This window comes from Jannaschia halovivens, from assembly GCF_046452375.1.
In the GTDB taxonomy this organism is placed as follows: Bacteria; Pseudomonadota; Alphaproteobacteria; order Rhodobacterales; family Rhodobacteraceae; genus Jannaschia; species Jannaschia halovivens.
Window position 1 is genome coordinate 1 of the sequence record NZ_JBKFDJ010000001.1, and the last position, 14,459, is coordinate 14,459.

Genomic DNA, 14,459 nt, shown 5'->3' on the forward strand with positions numbered 1-14,459 from the left:
GCCCCCCCCCCCCCCCCCCCCCCCCCCCCCCCCCCCCCCCCCCCCCCCCCCCCCCCCCCCCCCCCCCCCGGATCGGCCCGCGCATCGCGCGGGCCGATCTGCGTTCAGGGCCGCCAGCGCAGGAAGTTGGCGATCAGGCGCAGGCCCGTCCGCTGGCTCTTCTCGGGGTGGAACTGCGTCCCGACCACGTTGTCCCGCGCGACGATCGCCGTGACGTCCCCGCCATAGTCGACATGGGCCAGCCGGTCCGCCGGATCGGCCATGGTCATCGCGTAGGAATGCACGAAATAGGCGTGATCGCCCGTCTCGATCCCCTCCAGCACCGGATGGTCCCCGGTGAGCACGAGGTCGTTCCACCCCATATGCGGCACCTTCAGCGCCGCATCCGAGGGCACGATCCGGTCGATCGTTCCGGGCACGAGGTCGAACCCTGCGACGGGCTCGTATTCGCGCCCTTCGGTGGCCAGCATCTGCATGCCCACGCAGATCCCCAGAAACGGCACCCTGCGGACCGTCACGGCGTCCAGCAAGGCCTCCTCCAGCCCGTCGAACCCCTTCAACCCGCGCCGACACGCCGGGAAAGCACCGTCGCCCGGCAGGACCACGCGATCCGCGCGCGCGACGTCCTCGGGGCGCTGGGAGACGAGCACCTCGCCCGCATCCGCCTCCCGCGCCATGCGCTCGAAGGCCTTCTGCGCCGAATGGAGATTGCCGCTGTCGTAATCGACGAGAACCGTCAGCACGTCAGAGCGACCCCTTCGTGGACGGGATCGCATCCGCCTTGCGCGGGTCCGTCTCGAGCGCGTCCCGCAGCGCGCGCGCCACGGCCTTGAAACTCGCCTCGGCGATGTGGTGCGAATTGACGCCGCGCAGCCCGTCGACATGCAGCGTGATCCCGCCATGGGTCGAGAAGGCCTGGAAGAATTCGCGCACCAGCTCGGTGTCGAACCCCTTGATGGCGGGCGCCGTCATCGGCACCTCCCACGCGAGCCACGGCCGGCCCGACAGGTCCAGCGCGGCCCGTACCAACGCATCGTCCATCGGCAAGTAGCAATGCCCGTAGCGACGGATCCCGCGCTTGTCGCCCATGGCTTGCGTCAGTGCCTGGCCCAACGCGATGCCCACGTCCTCGACGCTGTGGTGGTCGTCGATATGCGTGTCGCCCGTGCAGCGCACCTCCATGTCGATCAGCGCGTGGCGGGCCAACTGGTCCAGCATGTGGTCGAAGAACCCGACACCGGTGCGATTGTCGTAACGTCCGGTCCCGTCGAGGTTCACCGACACCGTGATCTCGGTCTCGGCGGTCGTGCGGGTGATCGTGGCCTGGCGCATGAGGGCGGCTCCGGTTTGCGGTCGCCGCCGTCATAGGACGCGATCGCACCCGGTGGGAACCCCCCGGGCCGGCGCGCCCCGAGATGCGTGACGCCATGTCCGCAACAGTCTGTAGATGGCCGGGGATCCCGCACCGGTCATATTTAGGACAACTTATTCAGGCATTTGAAGAACTGCGGAGGTTCGGCGCCAAGATCGGATCCCGTGAGGCAAACACGAGCACGGATCCGACGACCCCATGGCGACTTTTTCGTTCCGAATCTACGGGGTAGACCCGTGGAATGTGTTCAGCCAGACGGCGGGCAACACGTCGACATGGAGCTCGACCTCCGCCGCGACGGGCACGCTGGACCTCACCGATAACGGCGGCGGGGCCGAGGAAACCTACCTCACGGATGCCAGCAATGGCGAAACGGCCACAGGTGACATCACCTTCCCCGGCACCACGATCTCCAATGCCGATATCCACGCTGGCGAGACCTGGATCCTCGAGGACAGCGTCACCGGCGAACAGATCAAGGTCACCACGATCACCGTCAATGGCGGCGCGAGCTACTATACCATCTCGTCGGTGCCGCTGGTCGAGGGGCGCAGCTACGAGACGATCCAGTTCGACGCCACGCCGGACCAGCCGTCGGGCACCCAGTTCGACTATGACGAATACAATGACGGCACCGTTCTCGGAACCGCAGGCAACGACACGATCGACCGCGACTACACGGGCGATCCGAACGGCGACAAGGTCGACGCCAACGATCTCTATACCTCGCAGACCTCCGAGCAGCTCTTTCAGTGGAACACCTTCGCGGCGAACCAGGACATGTCGGCCGGGGCCACGCAGACCCTCGACGACGTCTCGGTCACGATCACGTCCAGCCTGCCCACCGGCTCGACCTTCATCGCCAATTACGACGTCGGCAACGCCGCCGCCGACGAGCTTCCGTCGGGGCAGGGATTCTCGACCACGTCCAACGCCCGCTTCTTTTCCAACGGCAACGAGACGAACACCACCCTGACCGTCGATTTCGACAGCGCGGACCCCTCGAAATCGACCGAGGTCCACAATGTCGAATTCATCATCTCCGACATCGACGGCATCACGAATGGCGGCAACAACTTCCTCGACGTCATAACGGTCGATGCCTTCGACGCAGAGGGCAACGCGATCACCGTCGATATCGAGATCCTCGGCGATGATATCCGGTCCGGCAACACGGTCACGGCCGCGAACAATCTCGACGCCACGAACGAGACGGCCGGCGCGATCCGGATCACGATCCAGGGGCCGGTCGAGCGCATCGTCATCGACTACGACAACCTGCCCGCGGGCGGCGGTACGACGACCCAGCAGGCCGTCCTGATTTCGGACATCCAGTTCGACGCCGTCTCATCCCAGGGCAATGCCGACCTGATCGACGCAGGCGCGGGCGATGATGATGTCTTCGCGGGGTCGGACAACGACACGGTCTTCGGCGGGACCGGCAACGACACGATCGACGGCGGCAGCGGCGATGACAGCCTCTCGGGCGGCGCGGATGACGACAGCATCCTCGGCGGGTCCGGCAACGACACGCTCGAAGGCGATGGCGGCAACGACACGTTGGACGGCGAGGCGGGCGATGACAGCCTCTCGGGCGGTGCGGGCGACGACAGCCTCGTCGGCGGCTCGGGCAGCGACACGCTCGACGGCGGCGCCGACAACGATGTGCTCGACGGGGGCGGCAATGCCGACAGCCTCGTCGGCGGGGCGGGCAACGACACCATCATCGGCGGCGGCGGCGCGGATACCGCCTTCGGCGGCGACGATGCCGACAGCATCACCGGCGGCGGCGGCAACGACGTGCTGGATGGCGGGTCGGGCGGCGACACGATCGATGGCGGCAACAACAACGACAGCATCACCGGCGGCGCGGGCGACGACAGCCTGATCGGCGGCGCGGGCAGCGACACGCTCGCGGGCGGCCTCGGCAACGACACGATCCTCGTGGGCACGGGTGACACCGCGACCGGCGGCGACGGCGACGACCTCTTCCTCATCGACCCCGCGCAGGTCGGCGGCGGCACCCTCACGGTCGTGGGCGGCGAGGGCAGCGAGACGGGCGGCGACACCCTCGATTTCAACGGGCTCTGGGTGCCAGGACAGGTCTTCATCGACGACAGCCTGCCCGACAGCGCGGGCGGCTTCTCGGGCAGCGCCACGCTCTCGGACGGCACGGTCGTCACCTTCGAGCAGATCGAGAAGATCATCTGCTTCGCCCATGGCACTGAGATCTCGACGCCGCAGGGCGCGCGCCGGGTCGAGGATCTCGCCCCCGGCGACATGGTTCTGACGCGCGACGCGGGCGTACAGCCGCTGCAATGGATCGGATCGCGCCACGTCCTGACCGCCGCCGACCAGGCCCCGATCCGCTTCGCGCCGGGCACGGTCGGCAATTCGCGCGTCCTGCGTGTCTCGCCGCAGCACCGGATGCTCGTCCGCGGCTGGCGTGCCCAGCTCACCTTCGGCGAGGACGAGGTGCTGGTGCCGGCCAAGGCCCTGATCGACGGGGCGGGCGTGGTGCAGGAGGGCGTCGGCCCGACCAGCTATTTCCACCTGATGACCCCCGATCACGAGGTGATCTTCGCCGAGGGCGCCGAGACCGAGACCTTCCTTCCGGCCGCCTTCGGCCTCGAGGGCATCGCCGCCGCCGATCGCGAGGCGCTGTTCCGCGTGCGTCCCGAACTGCGTGCCGACCTCGCGGCCTATGGACGGGCCGCGCGGCCGCTGGCGCCGACCCGCCTTGCGCGCCTGCTCGCCGCCTGATCGCGACCTGCGCGAAACCGCCCCCCGCAAACGCAAAGACCCCCGGCCGTTCCCGGCCGGGGGTCTTTCGCGTCCGAATTGGAGCGGGCGAGGCGATTCGAACGCCCGACCCTAACCTTGGCAAGGTTATGCTCTACCCCTGAGCTACGCCCGCCCTCTTCGGTGTGGGTCACTTAGAAAACGCGCGGCGCGGGTGCAAGGGGAAATACGGGCGCATCCCCCGGTTTTTCGACCCGTTCGCGCCCCGGTCAGGCCGGATCGGCGAGACCCAGCATCGTGAAGTTGTCGATCGCGAAACTCTCGTCCGAGATGCCCTGGTTGGCATCCGAACCGAAGCCGAACTTGATCGACTCGCCCGGGTTGGTGACCGTGATCTGGATGCTCGTCCGGCTGTCGCGGGACCAGCTCTGCTCGATCATCATGCCGCCCAGTTCGATATCCTGTTCGATCACGTTGCCGACGATGGTGATGCCGTTCTGTTCGACCGCCGTGAAGGTCGACTTGCCATGCTCCGACGTCACGTAGCCGACGACCTGGTCGCCGATATAGACGTAGCCGCTTTCGTTATCGAGGCTGTCGAGCGACAGCAGATCGAAGCTGATCGTGGCCTCGGTCGCGTCGGCTGCGACGTCGAAGACCTTGGTGACGGTCTGCGCGCCCGTGCCGCCCGCAATGGGGCCCAGCACGGTTCCGACGCCGAACATCTTCTTGGCATCGGCGCCGACCCAGCCAACGGCGCCGTTGTCGAACCCGTCGCTGTAGACGAGGCCCGGCCCCGAATATCCGGGCTTGCCGCCCAGCTCGTCGTTCACGTTGCCCGCAAGCACGCCCATGCCGCCGAACAGCACCTCGTTCACCGCGAACCCGAGGCCTACGGCCGCGGCGGTGATGACGACGTAATCGACGGTCACCGCACCGCGCGTGTCGGCGACGAAGCGGCGAATGGGGGCGAGGGGGGCAAACATGGGGGCACTCGTGTTATGACGGTTGACCCGAATGACTAACCCCGAAGCCTGACGCTGGGATGGCGGAAACCGGGCACGGATGGGGCGCCGCCACGTCGAAACGGCGACAATTCGTGCGATCCGACGCCGTCGTTGCCGCCCCCACGGTGGATCAGTCGGTCATTCCAGCTCGACCAGAAGGTCCTTCGCGTCGATCTGGGCGCCCGGCGCGACATGCACTGCCTTGACCACCGCGTCACGCTCGGCATGGAGGCCGGTTTCCATCTTCATCGCCTCGATCGTCAGCAGAAGGTCGCCCTTGAGCACCTTTGCCCCCGCCTGCGCCGCGACCGATGCCACGACACCCGGCATCGGTGCGCCGACATGGTTCGCGTTGCCCGGCTCGGCCTTCGGCATCTTCGCGGCGCTGCCCGTGACCCGTCGATCCGGCACGCGCACGACGCGCGGCTGGCCGTTCAGCTCGAAGAACACCCGGCGGTCGCCGTCCTCGTGGGTGTCGCCCTGGGCCACGCAGCGGATGTTGAGCGTCACGCCGGGGTCGATCTCGGCCTCGATTTCGTCGCCCGGCTCCATCCCGTAGAAGAAGACCGGCGTCGGCAGGGCGCGCACGGGGCCGTAGAGCGCATGCCGCTCCGCGTAATCGGTGAAGACCTTCGGATACATCAGGTAGCCGTTCAGATCCTCGTCGTCGATCGCCACGCCGAGCTTGTCCGCAAGCGCCGTCCGCGTCGCCTCGAGATCGACGGGCGGCAGGTGCTTGCCCGGCCGATCGGTCAGCGGCGCCTCACCCTTCAGCGCCTTCTTCTGCAAGCCCTTCGGCCAGCCACCCGGCGGCTGCCCGAGATTGCCCTTCATCATGTCGACGACGCTGTCGGGGAAGCTGACCTCGGTCTTCGGGTCGGCCACCTGCGCCGTCGTCAGGCCCTGCGCCACCATCATCAGTGCCATGTCGCCCACGACCTTCGAAGACGGCGTGACCTTCACGATGTCCCCGAACATGGCGTTCACGTCGGAATACATCTGCGCCACCTCGTGCCAGCGGTCCTCCAGTCCCATCGAGCGCGCCTGCGCCTTGAGGTTGGTGAACTGCCCGCCCGGCATCTCGTGGAGATAGACCTCCGACGACGGCGCCTGCATCCCGCTTTCGAAGGCGAGGTACTGCGCGCGCACTGCGTCCCAGTAGTCGTCGATCCGCCGCACCGCGTTCATGTCGATGCCGGTGTCGCGCTCGGACCCCTTGAGGGCTTCGACCACGGTGCCGAACGTGGCCTGCGACGTGTTCCCCGAGAGCGAGTCCATCGCCACGTCGGCCGCGTCCACGCCCGCATCGGCGGCGGCGAGGATCGTCGCGCTCGCGATGCCCGCGGTGTCGTGGGTGTGGAAATGGATCGGGATCGCGATCTCGTCCTTCAGGGCCTTGATCAGCACCCGCGCCGCCGCGGGCTTCAGAAGCCCCGCCATGTCCTTCAGCCCGAGGACATGCGCCCCCGCCGCCTCCAGCTCCTTGGCCATGCCAACATAATACTTGAGGTCGTATTTCGCGCGATCCGCGTCGAGGATGTCGCCGGTGTAGCAGACCGTGCCCTCGCAGATGCGCCCCGTCTCGATCACCGCGTCCATTGCGACACGCATGTTCTCGACCCAGTTGAGACTGTCGAACACGCGGAAGACGTCGATCCCCGTCTCGGCGGCCTGCGCCACGAAGCTCTGGACGACATTGTCGGGATAGTTGGTGTAGCCCACGCCGTTCGACGCGCGCAGCAGCATCTGGGTCAGGAGATTCGGCATCGCCGCGCGGAGATCACGCAGCCGCTGCCAAGGGCATTCCTGGAGGAAGCGGTAGGCGACGTCGAAGGTCGCACCGCCCCAACATTCCATCGAGAAGATCTGCGGCAGGTTCGTCGCATAGGCCGGGGCCACGCGCACCATGTCGATGGAGCGCATTCGCGTCGCCAGAAGCGACTGGTGCCCGTCCCGCATCGTCGTGTCGGTCAGAAGAAGCGGCGTCTGCGCCAGCATCCAGTCGGCCACGGCCTTCGGGCCCTTCGCCTCGAGCAGCGTCTTCGACCCGGAGGGCGGCGCATCCGCGATCCGCTCGGGCGCGCGGGGCGCACGGATATCGGCGGGCGGGCGCGGGCGGCCCTCGGTCTCGGGATGCCCGTTGACCGAGATGTCGGCGATATAGGTCAGGATCTTCGTCGCCCGGTCGCGGCGCGGCTTGAAGTCGAAAAGGTCCGGCGTCGTGTCGATGAACTTCGTCGTGTATTCGTTCGACAGGAACGTCGGGTGCTTCAGAAGGTTGATGACGAAGTCGATATTCGTGCTGACCCCCCGGATGCGGAACTCGCGCAGGGCCCGGTCCATCCGCCGGATCGCGGCCTCGGGCGTCGGCGCCCAAGCGGTCACCTTCTCCAGGAGGCTGTCGTAATAGCGCGTGATGACGGCGCCCGAATAGGCCGTGCCGCCGTCCAGCCGGATGCCCATGCCCGTGGCCGACCGGTAAGTCGTGATCCGCCCGTAGTCGGGGATGAAGCTGTTCGCCGGGTCCTCGGTCGTGACCCGCGTCTGGATCGCATGGCCGTCCAGCTTGACGTCGTATTGGCTCGCGATGCCGGTCGCCTCGGTCAAGGACTTGCCCTCGGCGATCAGGATCTGGGCGCGGACGATGTCGATGCCGGTGACCTCCTCGGTCACCGTATGCTCGACCTGCACGCGGGGATTCACCTCGATGAAGTAGAATTCGCCCGAATCCATATCCATCAGGAACTCGACCGTGCCCGCGCATTCGTAATTCACATGCTCGCAGATTTTCTTGCCGAGGTTGCAGATCTGCTCGCGCTGGGTGCCGCTGAGATACGGGGCAGGGGCGCGCTCGACGACCTTCTGGTTGCGCCGCTGCACCGAGCAATCCCGCTCGTAGAGGTGGTAGGTGTTGCCGTGGCTGTCGCCCAGCACCTGCACCTCGACGTGACGCGCGCGCTGGATCATCTTCTCGAGGTAACCCTCGCCGTTGCCGAAGGCGGCCTCGGCCTCGCGGCGGCCCTCCAGCACCTTCTCCTCCAGCTCGTCCTCGCCCGCGATGGGGCGCATCCCGCGCCCGCCGCCGCCCCAAGAGGCCTTGAGCATCAGCGGATACCCGACCTCGGCGGCCTGCTTGGCGATCAGGTCCATGTCCTCGCCCAATACGTCGGTGGCCGGGATGACCGGAACGCCCGCCTCGATGGCCACCTGCCGCGCGCTGGCCTTGTCGCCCAGCTTGCGCATCGTTTCGGCCTTGGGGCCGATGAAGGTGATCCCGGCGGCGGTACAGGCATCGACGAATTCGGGGTTCTCGGACAGGAGGCCATAGCCCGGATGGATCGCATCGGCACCCGATGCCTTGGCCACACGGATGATCTCGGGGATCGACAGGTAGGCCGCGACCGGGCCCAGACCCTCGCCAATCTTGTAGGCCTCGTCCGCCTTGAACCGGTGGAGGCCCAGCTTGTCTTCCTCGGCGTAGACCGCGACCGTCCGTTTCCCCATCTCGTTCGCGGCCCGCATAACGCGGATGGCGATTTCCCCGCGGTTGGCGATCAGGATCTTCTGGAATTCGGCCATGGCGGGTCCCCCGGACATCTGTGACGGTTTGGTAACGCCCATGCCGCGCTGCGGCAACCGCCGGGTTCTGGGTAGGCGGCGGCCCGTGATAGCATCGTCGCGGAAGGACGGGCCCCATGCCGCGCATCATCCGCCTCTATCTCAAGGCCATCGCCGTCGGGTTCGGGGTGGCCGCGCTCTTCACCGCGCTCCTGCTCTGGTGGGACGTGGGGGGGCTCGGTCGCCTGATCGCGGGCTCGGACCGGGGTGCGCTCGCCACGTTTCTCCTTTGGTTCTTCAACGGCATCGTCTTCACCGGCGTGCAGGTCGTCTGGATCCTGAGCCAGATGGCCGGGGGCAACGAGGACTGACCGTCAGGCCACCACCTGCGACCGGAGCCGCGCCTCCATCGCATCCATGAACGCCTCGAGCCGCCGGGTCCGACGCTCGGGGGCGAAAGCCATGTGCACGGGCAAGGGGCGCGCCTCGGCCAACCGCACCAGAAGCCCCGCATCCAGCTCGCGCCGAAGGTACCAGTCGGGCGCGATCGCCACGCCCAGCCCCTCGACCAGCGCCCGCGCCACGACGGCGATGGAGTTGGTGTTGAGGCCGGGTGCTGCATCGAAGCGCCGGTCCGCCAGCACGATCTGCCGCCCCTCGTAGGGGCCCAGCGTGATCCACGGCGCGTCCGCCAGGTCGATCTCGGCGAACCGGGGATGCCCGATCGCATGGCGCGCCACGTCGCCCACATGTCGCACCACCAGCGTGTCGTCCGGCACCGGCCCGACCCGGATCCACAGGTCGGCCCCCGTCTCGGACAGGCGCACGGGAGCATCCGTCAGCTGCCAGTTGACGGTCACGTCCGGGTGCGCGGCCCGAAACGCGGCCAGTGCGGGCATCAGCTCCGTCTGGCCCAGCGCGATCGGGGCCACGACATGCAGCGGCCCCGACAGCGTATCGTCCTCGGCCAGGTCTTCGGCGATCCCGTCCCACGCGGCCAGCATCCGTCGCGCGCGGGGCAGGAGGGTGCGCCCCGCTTCCGTCAGGGCCAGCGCATGGGTCGTCCGGTGCAGAAGCCGCGTGCCGAGTTCCGCCTCCAGCGCGGCGATGGCCCGCGTGACCGTGGGCTGCGACACCGACAGGTCGCGGGCCGCCGCCGTCAGCGAGCCGCGCTCGGCCACGCGAAGGAACACTGCAAGATGGGACAATCGATCTGCCATACGTATCTTGTATGGCAGAGATGCAGGTCATGCCCATACCGTTGATCTGTTGCGAGTGCCATCTCTCCGATCAGCAAAGGAGACACGACATGGACAGCTTCACCTTCCTCAACGGCCGCACGATCAACCGCCTCGGGATGGGCGTCATGCGCCTCACCGGCCGGCCCGGCAATTTCGGCCCCTATCCCGTTTGGGACGCGGGCCTCGCCCTCTTGCGCCAGGCGGCGGATGCGGGCGTCCAACTCTTCGACAGCGCCCGCGCCTACGGCCCGGAACATGCCGACCGCATCCTGGGCGAAGCGCTCGGCAATCGCCCTGACGTTTTCCTCGCGACGAAGGGCGGCATCGACAAGCATTCGCCCACCGAAATGTCCCGCGACGCCTCGCCCGAGCGGCTGGCCGCGCAGATCGAGGATGCGCGCCGCAACCTCCGCCGGGACCGCCTAGACCTGTTCCAGCTGCATTGGGTCGACCCTAACGTGCCCATCGAGGTCTCGGTCGAGGCGATGGCCAAGGCCCGCGAGGCCGGCCTCATCGACATGATCGGCCTCAGCAACGTCACCCCCGAGGAGCTGGACCGCGCCCGCGCCGTCGCCCCCATCGCCAGCGTCCAGAACCGGCTCAACATGGACGACACCGAACAGCTCGAGATGGTCGAGAAGACCCGCGAACTGGGCATCGCCTTCCTCCCCTACGGACCGCTCGGCGCGAACCCGATGCAGCCGGGTGCCACGCTTGTCCCGGCCCGCGCGATCCGCTGGCTGCTGGACCTGTCGCCCAACGTCATCGCGATCCCGGGCACGACCAACCCCGACCACCTCGCCGCGAACATCGCGGCCGCGCGGGCCGCGACCTGAGGCATTTCGCGCCCAGATGGAACGCAACGCGAACACGGGCTTCCCTTGGCGGGAGGCCCGTCCTATCTGTGGGGCCATGGTCCAGCATGATGATTCCGACGCCTTCGAGGCGGCCTCGCTGTCGTCCCGCGCGATGGCGGCGCGACCCGCGCCCTATCTCGACGGGCTGAACCCGGCGCAGATCCAGGCGGTCGAGACGCTGGACGGCCCGGTCCTGATGCTGGCGGGGGCGGGCACCGGCAAGACCCGCGCCCTGACCGCGCGGATCGTGCACCTGATGGCGCAAGGCAAGGCACGCCCGAACGAGATCCTGGCCGTCACCTTCACCAACAAGGCTGCCCGCGAGATGCGCGAGCGCGTCGGCGCCATGATGGGCCAGGCGGCCGAGGGGATGCCATGGCTCGGCACCTTCCACTCGGTCTGCGTCAAGCTCCTGCGCCGCCACGCCGAACTCGTCGGCCGCACGATCATGGTGGGTGGTGATCCGCGCGACATCCATCTCCGCTCGAACTTCACGATCCTCGACACCGACGACCAGAACCGCCTCCTCAAGCAGCTGATCGAAGCCGAGGGCATCGACGCCAAGCGCTGGCCGCCCCGGATGCTGGGCGGCATCATCGACCATTGGAAGAACCGCGCCTGGACCCCCGACAAGATCCCGGCCCACGAAGCGCAGGCCTTCGACGGCAAGGGCGTCGCGCTCTACCGCGCCTATCAGGACCGTCTCCTGACGCTGAACGCCTGCGATTTCGGCGACCTCTTGATGCATGTCATCGACATCTTCCAGCGCCATGACGACGTGCTTGCGCAATATCGTCGCTGGTTCCGCTACATCCTCGTCGACGAATACCAGGATACCAACGTCGCCCAGTATCTCTGGCTGCGGCTGCTGGCGGGCGGACATCGGAACATCTGCTGCGTGGGCGACGACGACCAGTCGATCTACGGCTGGCGCGGCGCCGAGGTCGGCAACATCCTGCGCTTCGAGAAGGATTTCGAGGGCGCCGAGATCATCCGCCTCGAACAGAACTACCGCTCCACGCCCCACATCCTCGCCGCCGCCTCCGGCGTCATCGCCGGCAACAAGGGTCGGCTGGGCAAGACCCTCTGGACCGACGCGACCGAGGGCGAAAAGGTCCGCCTGATCGGTCATTGGGACGGCGACGAGGAAGCCCGCTGGATCGGCGAGGAGGCCGAGTCGATGCAGCGCGGCACGCGCGGCCTCGACCCCTACACGCTCGACGACATGGCCATCCTCGTCCGCGCCGCCCACCAGATGCGCGCCTTCGAGGATCGCTTCCTGACCATCGGGCTGCCCTATCGCGTGATCGGCGGCCCCCGCTTCTACGAGCGCTTGGAAATCCGCGACGCGATGGCCTATTTCCGCCTCGTCGTCAGCCCCGACGACGACCTCGCCTTCGAGCGGATCGTCAACACCCCCAAGCGCGGCCTGGGCGACAAGGCCCAGCAGACGATCCAGGTCATGGCGCGCTCGAACGGCGTCAGCCTCGTCGAGGGCGCGCGCCTCTGCGTGCGCTCCAAGACGATCGGCGGCAAGGGCGGGCGCGCGCTCGAGGAGCTGGTCGACGGTCTCGCGCGCTGGCGGGCGGAGCTGCTGGACGGGCGCGACCACATCCACCTCGCCGAGGAGATCCTCGACGAGAGCGGCTATACCGGCTTCTGGCAGAACGAGAAGACGCCCGAGGCGCCTGGCCGGCTGGAGAACCTCAAGGAACTCGTGAAGGCGCTGGAAGGGTTCGAGAACCTGCAGGGCTTCCTCGAACACGTGTCGCTCATCATGGACAACGAGCAGGCGCAGGACGAGCCGATGATCACCATCATGACGCTCCACGCCGCCAAGGGCCTCGAATTCCCGGCCGTGTTCCTGCCCGGCTGGGAGGACGGCCTCTTCCCCAGCCAGCGCAGCATGGACGAGTCGGGCGTGAAGGGCCTCGAGGAGGAGCGGCGGCTGGCCTATGTCGGCATCACGCGGGCCGAGGAGGTCTGCACGATCAGCTTCGCCGCCAATCGCCGCGTCTACGGCCAGTGGCAATCCGCCCTGCCGTCGCGCTTCATCGACGAGCTGCCAGCCGACCACGTCGATGTCCTGACGCCCCCCGGACTCTATGGCGGTGGCTTCGGCGCATCCGGCATGGCCGCGGCCCAGAAGACCGCGATGGGCGGCGGCGTCGAAAGCGACCTGCACGATCGTGCCACCAAGGCCGACGTCTACAACTCGCCCGGCTGGCGGCGGCTGCAATCCAACGCGACGCGCCCCGTGCGCCAGCCCGCCGAAGCCAAGAACCTCGTCATCGACGCCACCGCCGTCTCGGCCTTCTCCATCGCCGACCGGGTGTTTCACACGAAGTTCGGCTATGGCGAGGTGATGGCGATCGAGGGCGACAAGCTGGAGGTCGAGTTCGACAAGGCCGGGTCGAAGAAGATCGTCGGCCGCTTCCTGATGGCCGCCGATCAGGCGGGCGAGACCCCCTTTTAGGCCACCCCCAGCCAATCGAACGCGGCGGCGACCACCCCGTGCGCGTCCGCGGTGACGGGCGGGCCGTGCGCGAAGACCGCTTGCCGGATCGGCCAGTCGAGGATGCGCCGCACGGCCGCCCGACCTGCCCGCCGGTCCGTCTGGGCCAGCCGGAACTTCAACGGCACGTGCGGCCGGGGCCCCGTCATCCGGTCGAGCCGCGCGACCGCACCCCGCCAGCCGCTATTCGCGTCGGGCGGCAGCTGCTGGAGCAAGTCGGTGAAGATGACCGTGCCGCTGAGTGCATGAAACGCCACGATCTCGGTCGTGATGCGGTTGCCCGGCACGGTCACCGCGTCGAGCGCCCCGGCCCAGGTCTCGGGCCAGGGCGCGGACAGCACGCCGTTCAGGGCCAGGTCCGGTCGCTTGGCCGCGAGCCCCGGCGCGGCGAATATCCGCGCCTCGGGGCACCGCGCCGCCCAGTCCGCGATCCAGAGATGGTGCAGGTGGTTGGGTGCCACGATCTGTTCGACCGGACCGAGGGCCGCCGCGCCTGCGACCAGTGCGTCTCCCGCCGCGACCGGCGACCAGAGCACCAACCCGGCCGACGCCAGCCGGATCACCACCATCCGCGTCGGATAGCGAAACCCGGCCACCGTCGCGGTGGCGCCATCCGCAAGCCAGAGGCCGGGACCGAAGGGCAGGAGACAAGTCACGAACGGGAGCCTAGTGGGATCGAGCGTCGTGCAAAACGAAGAACGGCGGTGCTCCACGCTTTGGGGCACCGCCGTCTATGGTGCGCCGTCCGCTTCGGGGGGGACGATGTGCGGTCGCGGCGCGTCGGACGATCGCCAGAGGGAACAAGCGGCGTCCAATCAGTCACCGAACGCCGGTCCAGCCATCCGGTTCCGCCCAAGGGCGAAGTTTTCTTCGCGCACCGCGCGGTGGATGCCGGGCAAAGAGGGAGGGAGGGTCGTCCGGTCCGGCGATTCCCAAGGGAGGGTGGTTATCGCCGGACCGGTCGATGTCGCGCATCCGGCCCAAGGGAGGATGGGGGACGCGCGGAACGGTCTCGCCCGAGGGAGGACGGGGAGCCCGTGTCTGGCCGGCCGGTCGCGAACGCGGCCCGGCGCGGGGTCAGTCGGTCCCGGCGGCGCCCCTCAGGGAGGGATGGGGCGCCGTCAGGGCCTTCCGTGTGCACCGTTTCCCGTGGGAGGACGGGGTTCG

Annotated in this window: 10 protein-coding genes and 1 tRNA gene; 4 read left to right on the top strand and 7 right to left on the bottom strand. The window is 68.2% G+C overall.

What is annotated here, in order from left to right; translation table 11 throughout:
* Nucleotides 1-104: 104 nt before the first annotated feature.
* Nucleotides 105-743 carry an imidazole glycerol phosphate synthase subunit HisH gene (hisH, locus tag ACK8OR_RS00005; RefSeq protein ID WP_410187442.1) on the bottom strand — a complete coding sequence of 213 codons (639 nt, stop codon included), beginning with the start codon at nt 741-743 and terminating at the stop codon, nt 105-107.
* 1 nt (nt 744) lies between these two features.
* Nucleotides 745-1,332, bottom strand: coding sequence for an imidazoleglycerol-phosphate dehydratase HisB (gene hisB, locus ACK8OR_RS00010; RefSeq protein WP_410187443.1), 588 nt, complete (start codon nt 1,330-1,332; stop codon nt 745-747).
* A gap of 238 nt (nt 1,333-1,570) precedes the next feature.
* Between hisB and ACK8OR_RS00015 the strand changes: the two genes are divergently transcribed.
* Nucleotides 1,571-4,135 (top strand): Hint domain-containing protein, encoded by a 2,565-nt coding sequence (locus tag ACK8OR_RS00015; protein ID WP_410187444.1) that lies wholly within the window; start codon nt 1,571-1,573, stop codon nt 4,133-4,135.
* Between the two features lie 79 nt (nt 4,136-4,214).
* On the opposite strand, the gene ACK8OR_RS00020 is transcribed toward ACK8OR_RS00015, so the two are convergent.
* The 3 genes from ACK8OR_RS00020 to ACK8OR_RS00030 form a co-directional block, all read right to left on the bottom strand.
* Nucleotides 4,215-4,289, bottom strand: a tRNA-Gly gene (locus ACK8OR_RS00020).
* A gap of 94 nt (nt 4,290-4,383) precedes the next feature.
* Nucleotides 4,384-5,100 (bottom strand): hypothetical protein, encoded by a 717-nt coding sequence (locus ACK8OR_RS00025; RefSeq protein WP_410187445.1) that lies wholly within the window; start codon nt 5,098-5,100, stop codon nt 4,384-4,386.
* 159 nt (nt 5,101-5,259) lie between these two features.
* Nucleotides 5,260-8,700: a pyruvate carboxylase gene (locus tag ACK8OR_RS00030; RefSeq protein ID WP_410187446.1), complete on the bottom strand. Its 3,441-nt coding sequence runs from the start codon at nt 8,698-8,700 to the stop codon at nt 5,260-5,262.
* Between the two features lie 116 nt (nt 8,701-8,816).
* On the opposite strand from ACK8OR_RS00030, the gene ACK8OR_RS00035 reads away from it, so the two are divergent.
* Nucleotides 8,817-9,050 carry a hypothetical protein gene (locus ACK8OR_RS00035; RefSeq protein ID WP_410187447.1) on the top strand — a complete coding sequence of 78 codons (234 nt, stop codon included), beginning with the start codon at nt 8,817-8,819 and terminating at the stop codon, nt 9,048-9,050.
* Between the two features lie 3 nt (nt 9,051-9,053).
* On the opposite strand, the gene ACK8OR_RS00040 is transcribed toward ACK8OR_RS00035, so the two are convergent.
* The gene (locus ACK8OR_RS00040) at nt 9,054-9,887 is read right to left on the bottom strand and encodes a LysR family transcriptional regulator (protein ID WP_410187448.1); all 834 of its coding nucleotides are present in this window, start codon (nt 9,885-9,887) and stop codon (nt 9,054-9,056) included.
* A 101-nt stretch (nt 9,888-9,988) separates the two neighbouring features.
* On the opposite strand from ACK8OR_RS00040, the gene ACK8OR_RS00045 reads away from it, so the two are divergent.
* On the top strand, nt 9,989-10,756 hold the full coding sequence (locus ACK8OR_RS00045; RefSeq protein WP_410187449.1) for an aldo/keto reductase: 768 nt from the start codon (nt 9,989-9,991) through the stop codon (nt 10,754-10,756).
* A 76-nt stretch (nt 10,757-10,832) separates the two neighbouring features.
* Nucleotides 10,833-13,253 (top strand): ATP-dependent helicase, encoded by a 2,421-nt coding sequence (locus tag ACK8OR_RS00050; protein WP_410187450.1) that lies wholly within the window; start codon nt 10,833-10,835, stop codon nt 13,251-13,253.
* On the opposite strand, the gene ACK8OR_RS00055 is transcribed toward ACK8OR_RS00050, so the two are convergent.
* A complete protein-coding gene (locus ACK8OR_RS00055; protein WP_410187451.1) occupies nt 13,250-13,948 on the bottom strand; it encodes a DUF4336 domain-containing protein in 699 nt (232 codons plus the stop codon). The two genes, ACK8OR_RS00050 and ACK8OR_RS00055, sit on opposite strands and share 4 nt — an antisense overlap.
* Nucleotides 13,949-14,459: the final 511 nt, after the last annotated feature.

Bases quoted from the DNA above. Each gene is read 5' to 3' on its own strand.
- ACK8OR_RS00030 (WP_410187446.1), bottom strand. From the start codon at position 8,700: ATGGCCGAATTCCAGAAGATCCTGATCGCCAACCGCGGGGAAATCGCC.
- hisB (WP_410187443.1), bottom strand. From the start codon at position 1,332: ATGCGCCAGGCCACGATCACCCGCACGACCGCCGAGACCGAGATCACG.
- ACK8OR_RS00035 (WP_410187447.1), top strand. From the start codon at position 8,817: ATGCCGCGCATCATCCGCCTCTATCTCAAGGCCATCGCCGTCGGGTTC.
- ACK8OR_RS00045 (WP_410187449.1), top strand. From the start codon at position 9,989: ATGGACAGCTTCACCTTCCTCAACGGCCGCACGATCAACCGCCTCGGG.
- ACK8OR_RS00015 (WP_410187444.1), top strand. From the start codon at position 1,571: ATGGCGACTTTTTCGTTCCGAATCTACGGGGTAGACCCGTGGAATGTG.
- ACK8OR_RS00025 (WP_410187445.1), bottom strand. From the start codon at position 5,100: ATGTTTGCCCCCCTCGCCCCCATTCGCCGCTTCGTCGCCGACACGCGC.
- ACK8OR_RS00050 (WP_410187450.1), top strand. From the start codon at position 10,833: ATGGTCCAGCATGATGATTCCGACGCCTTCGAGGCGGCCTCGCTGTCG.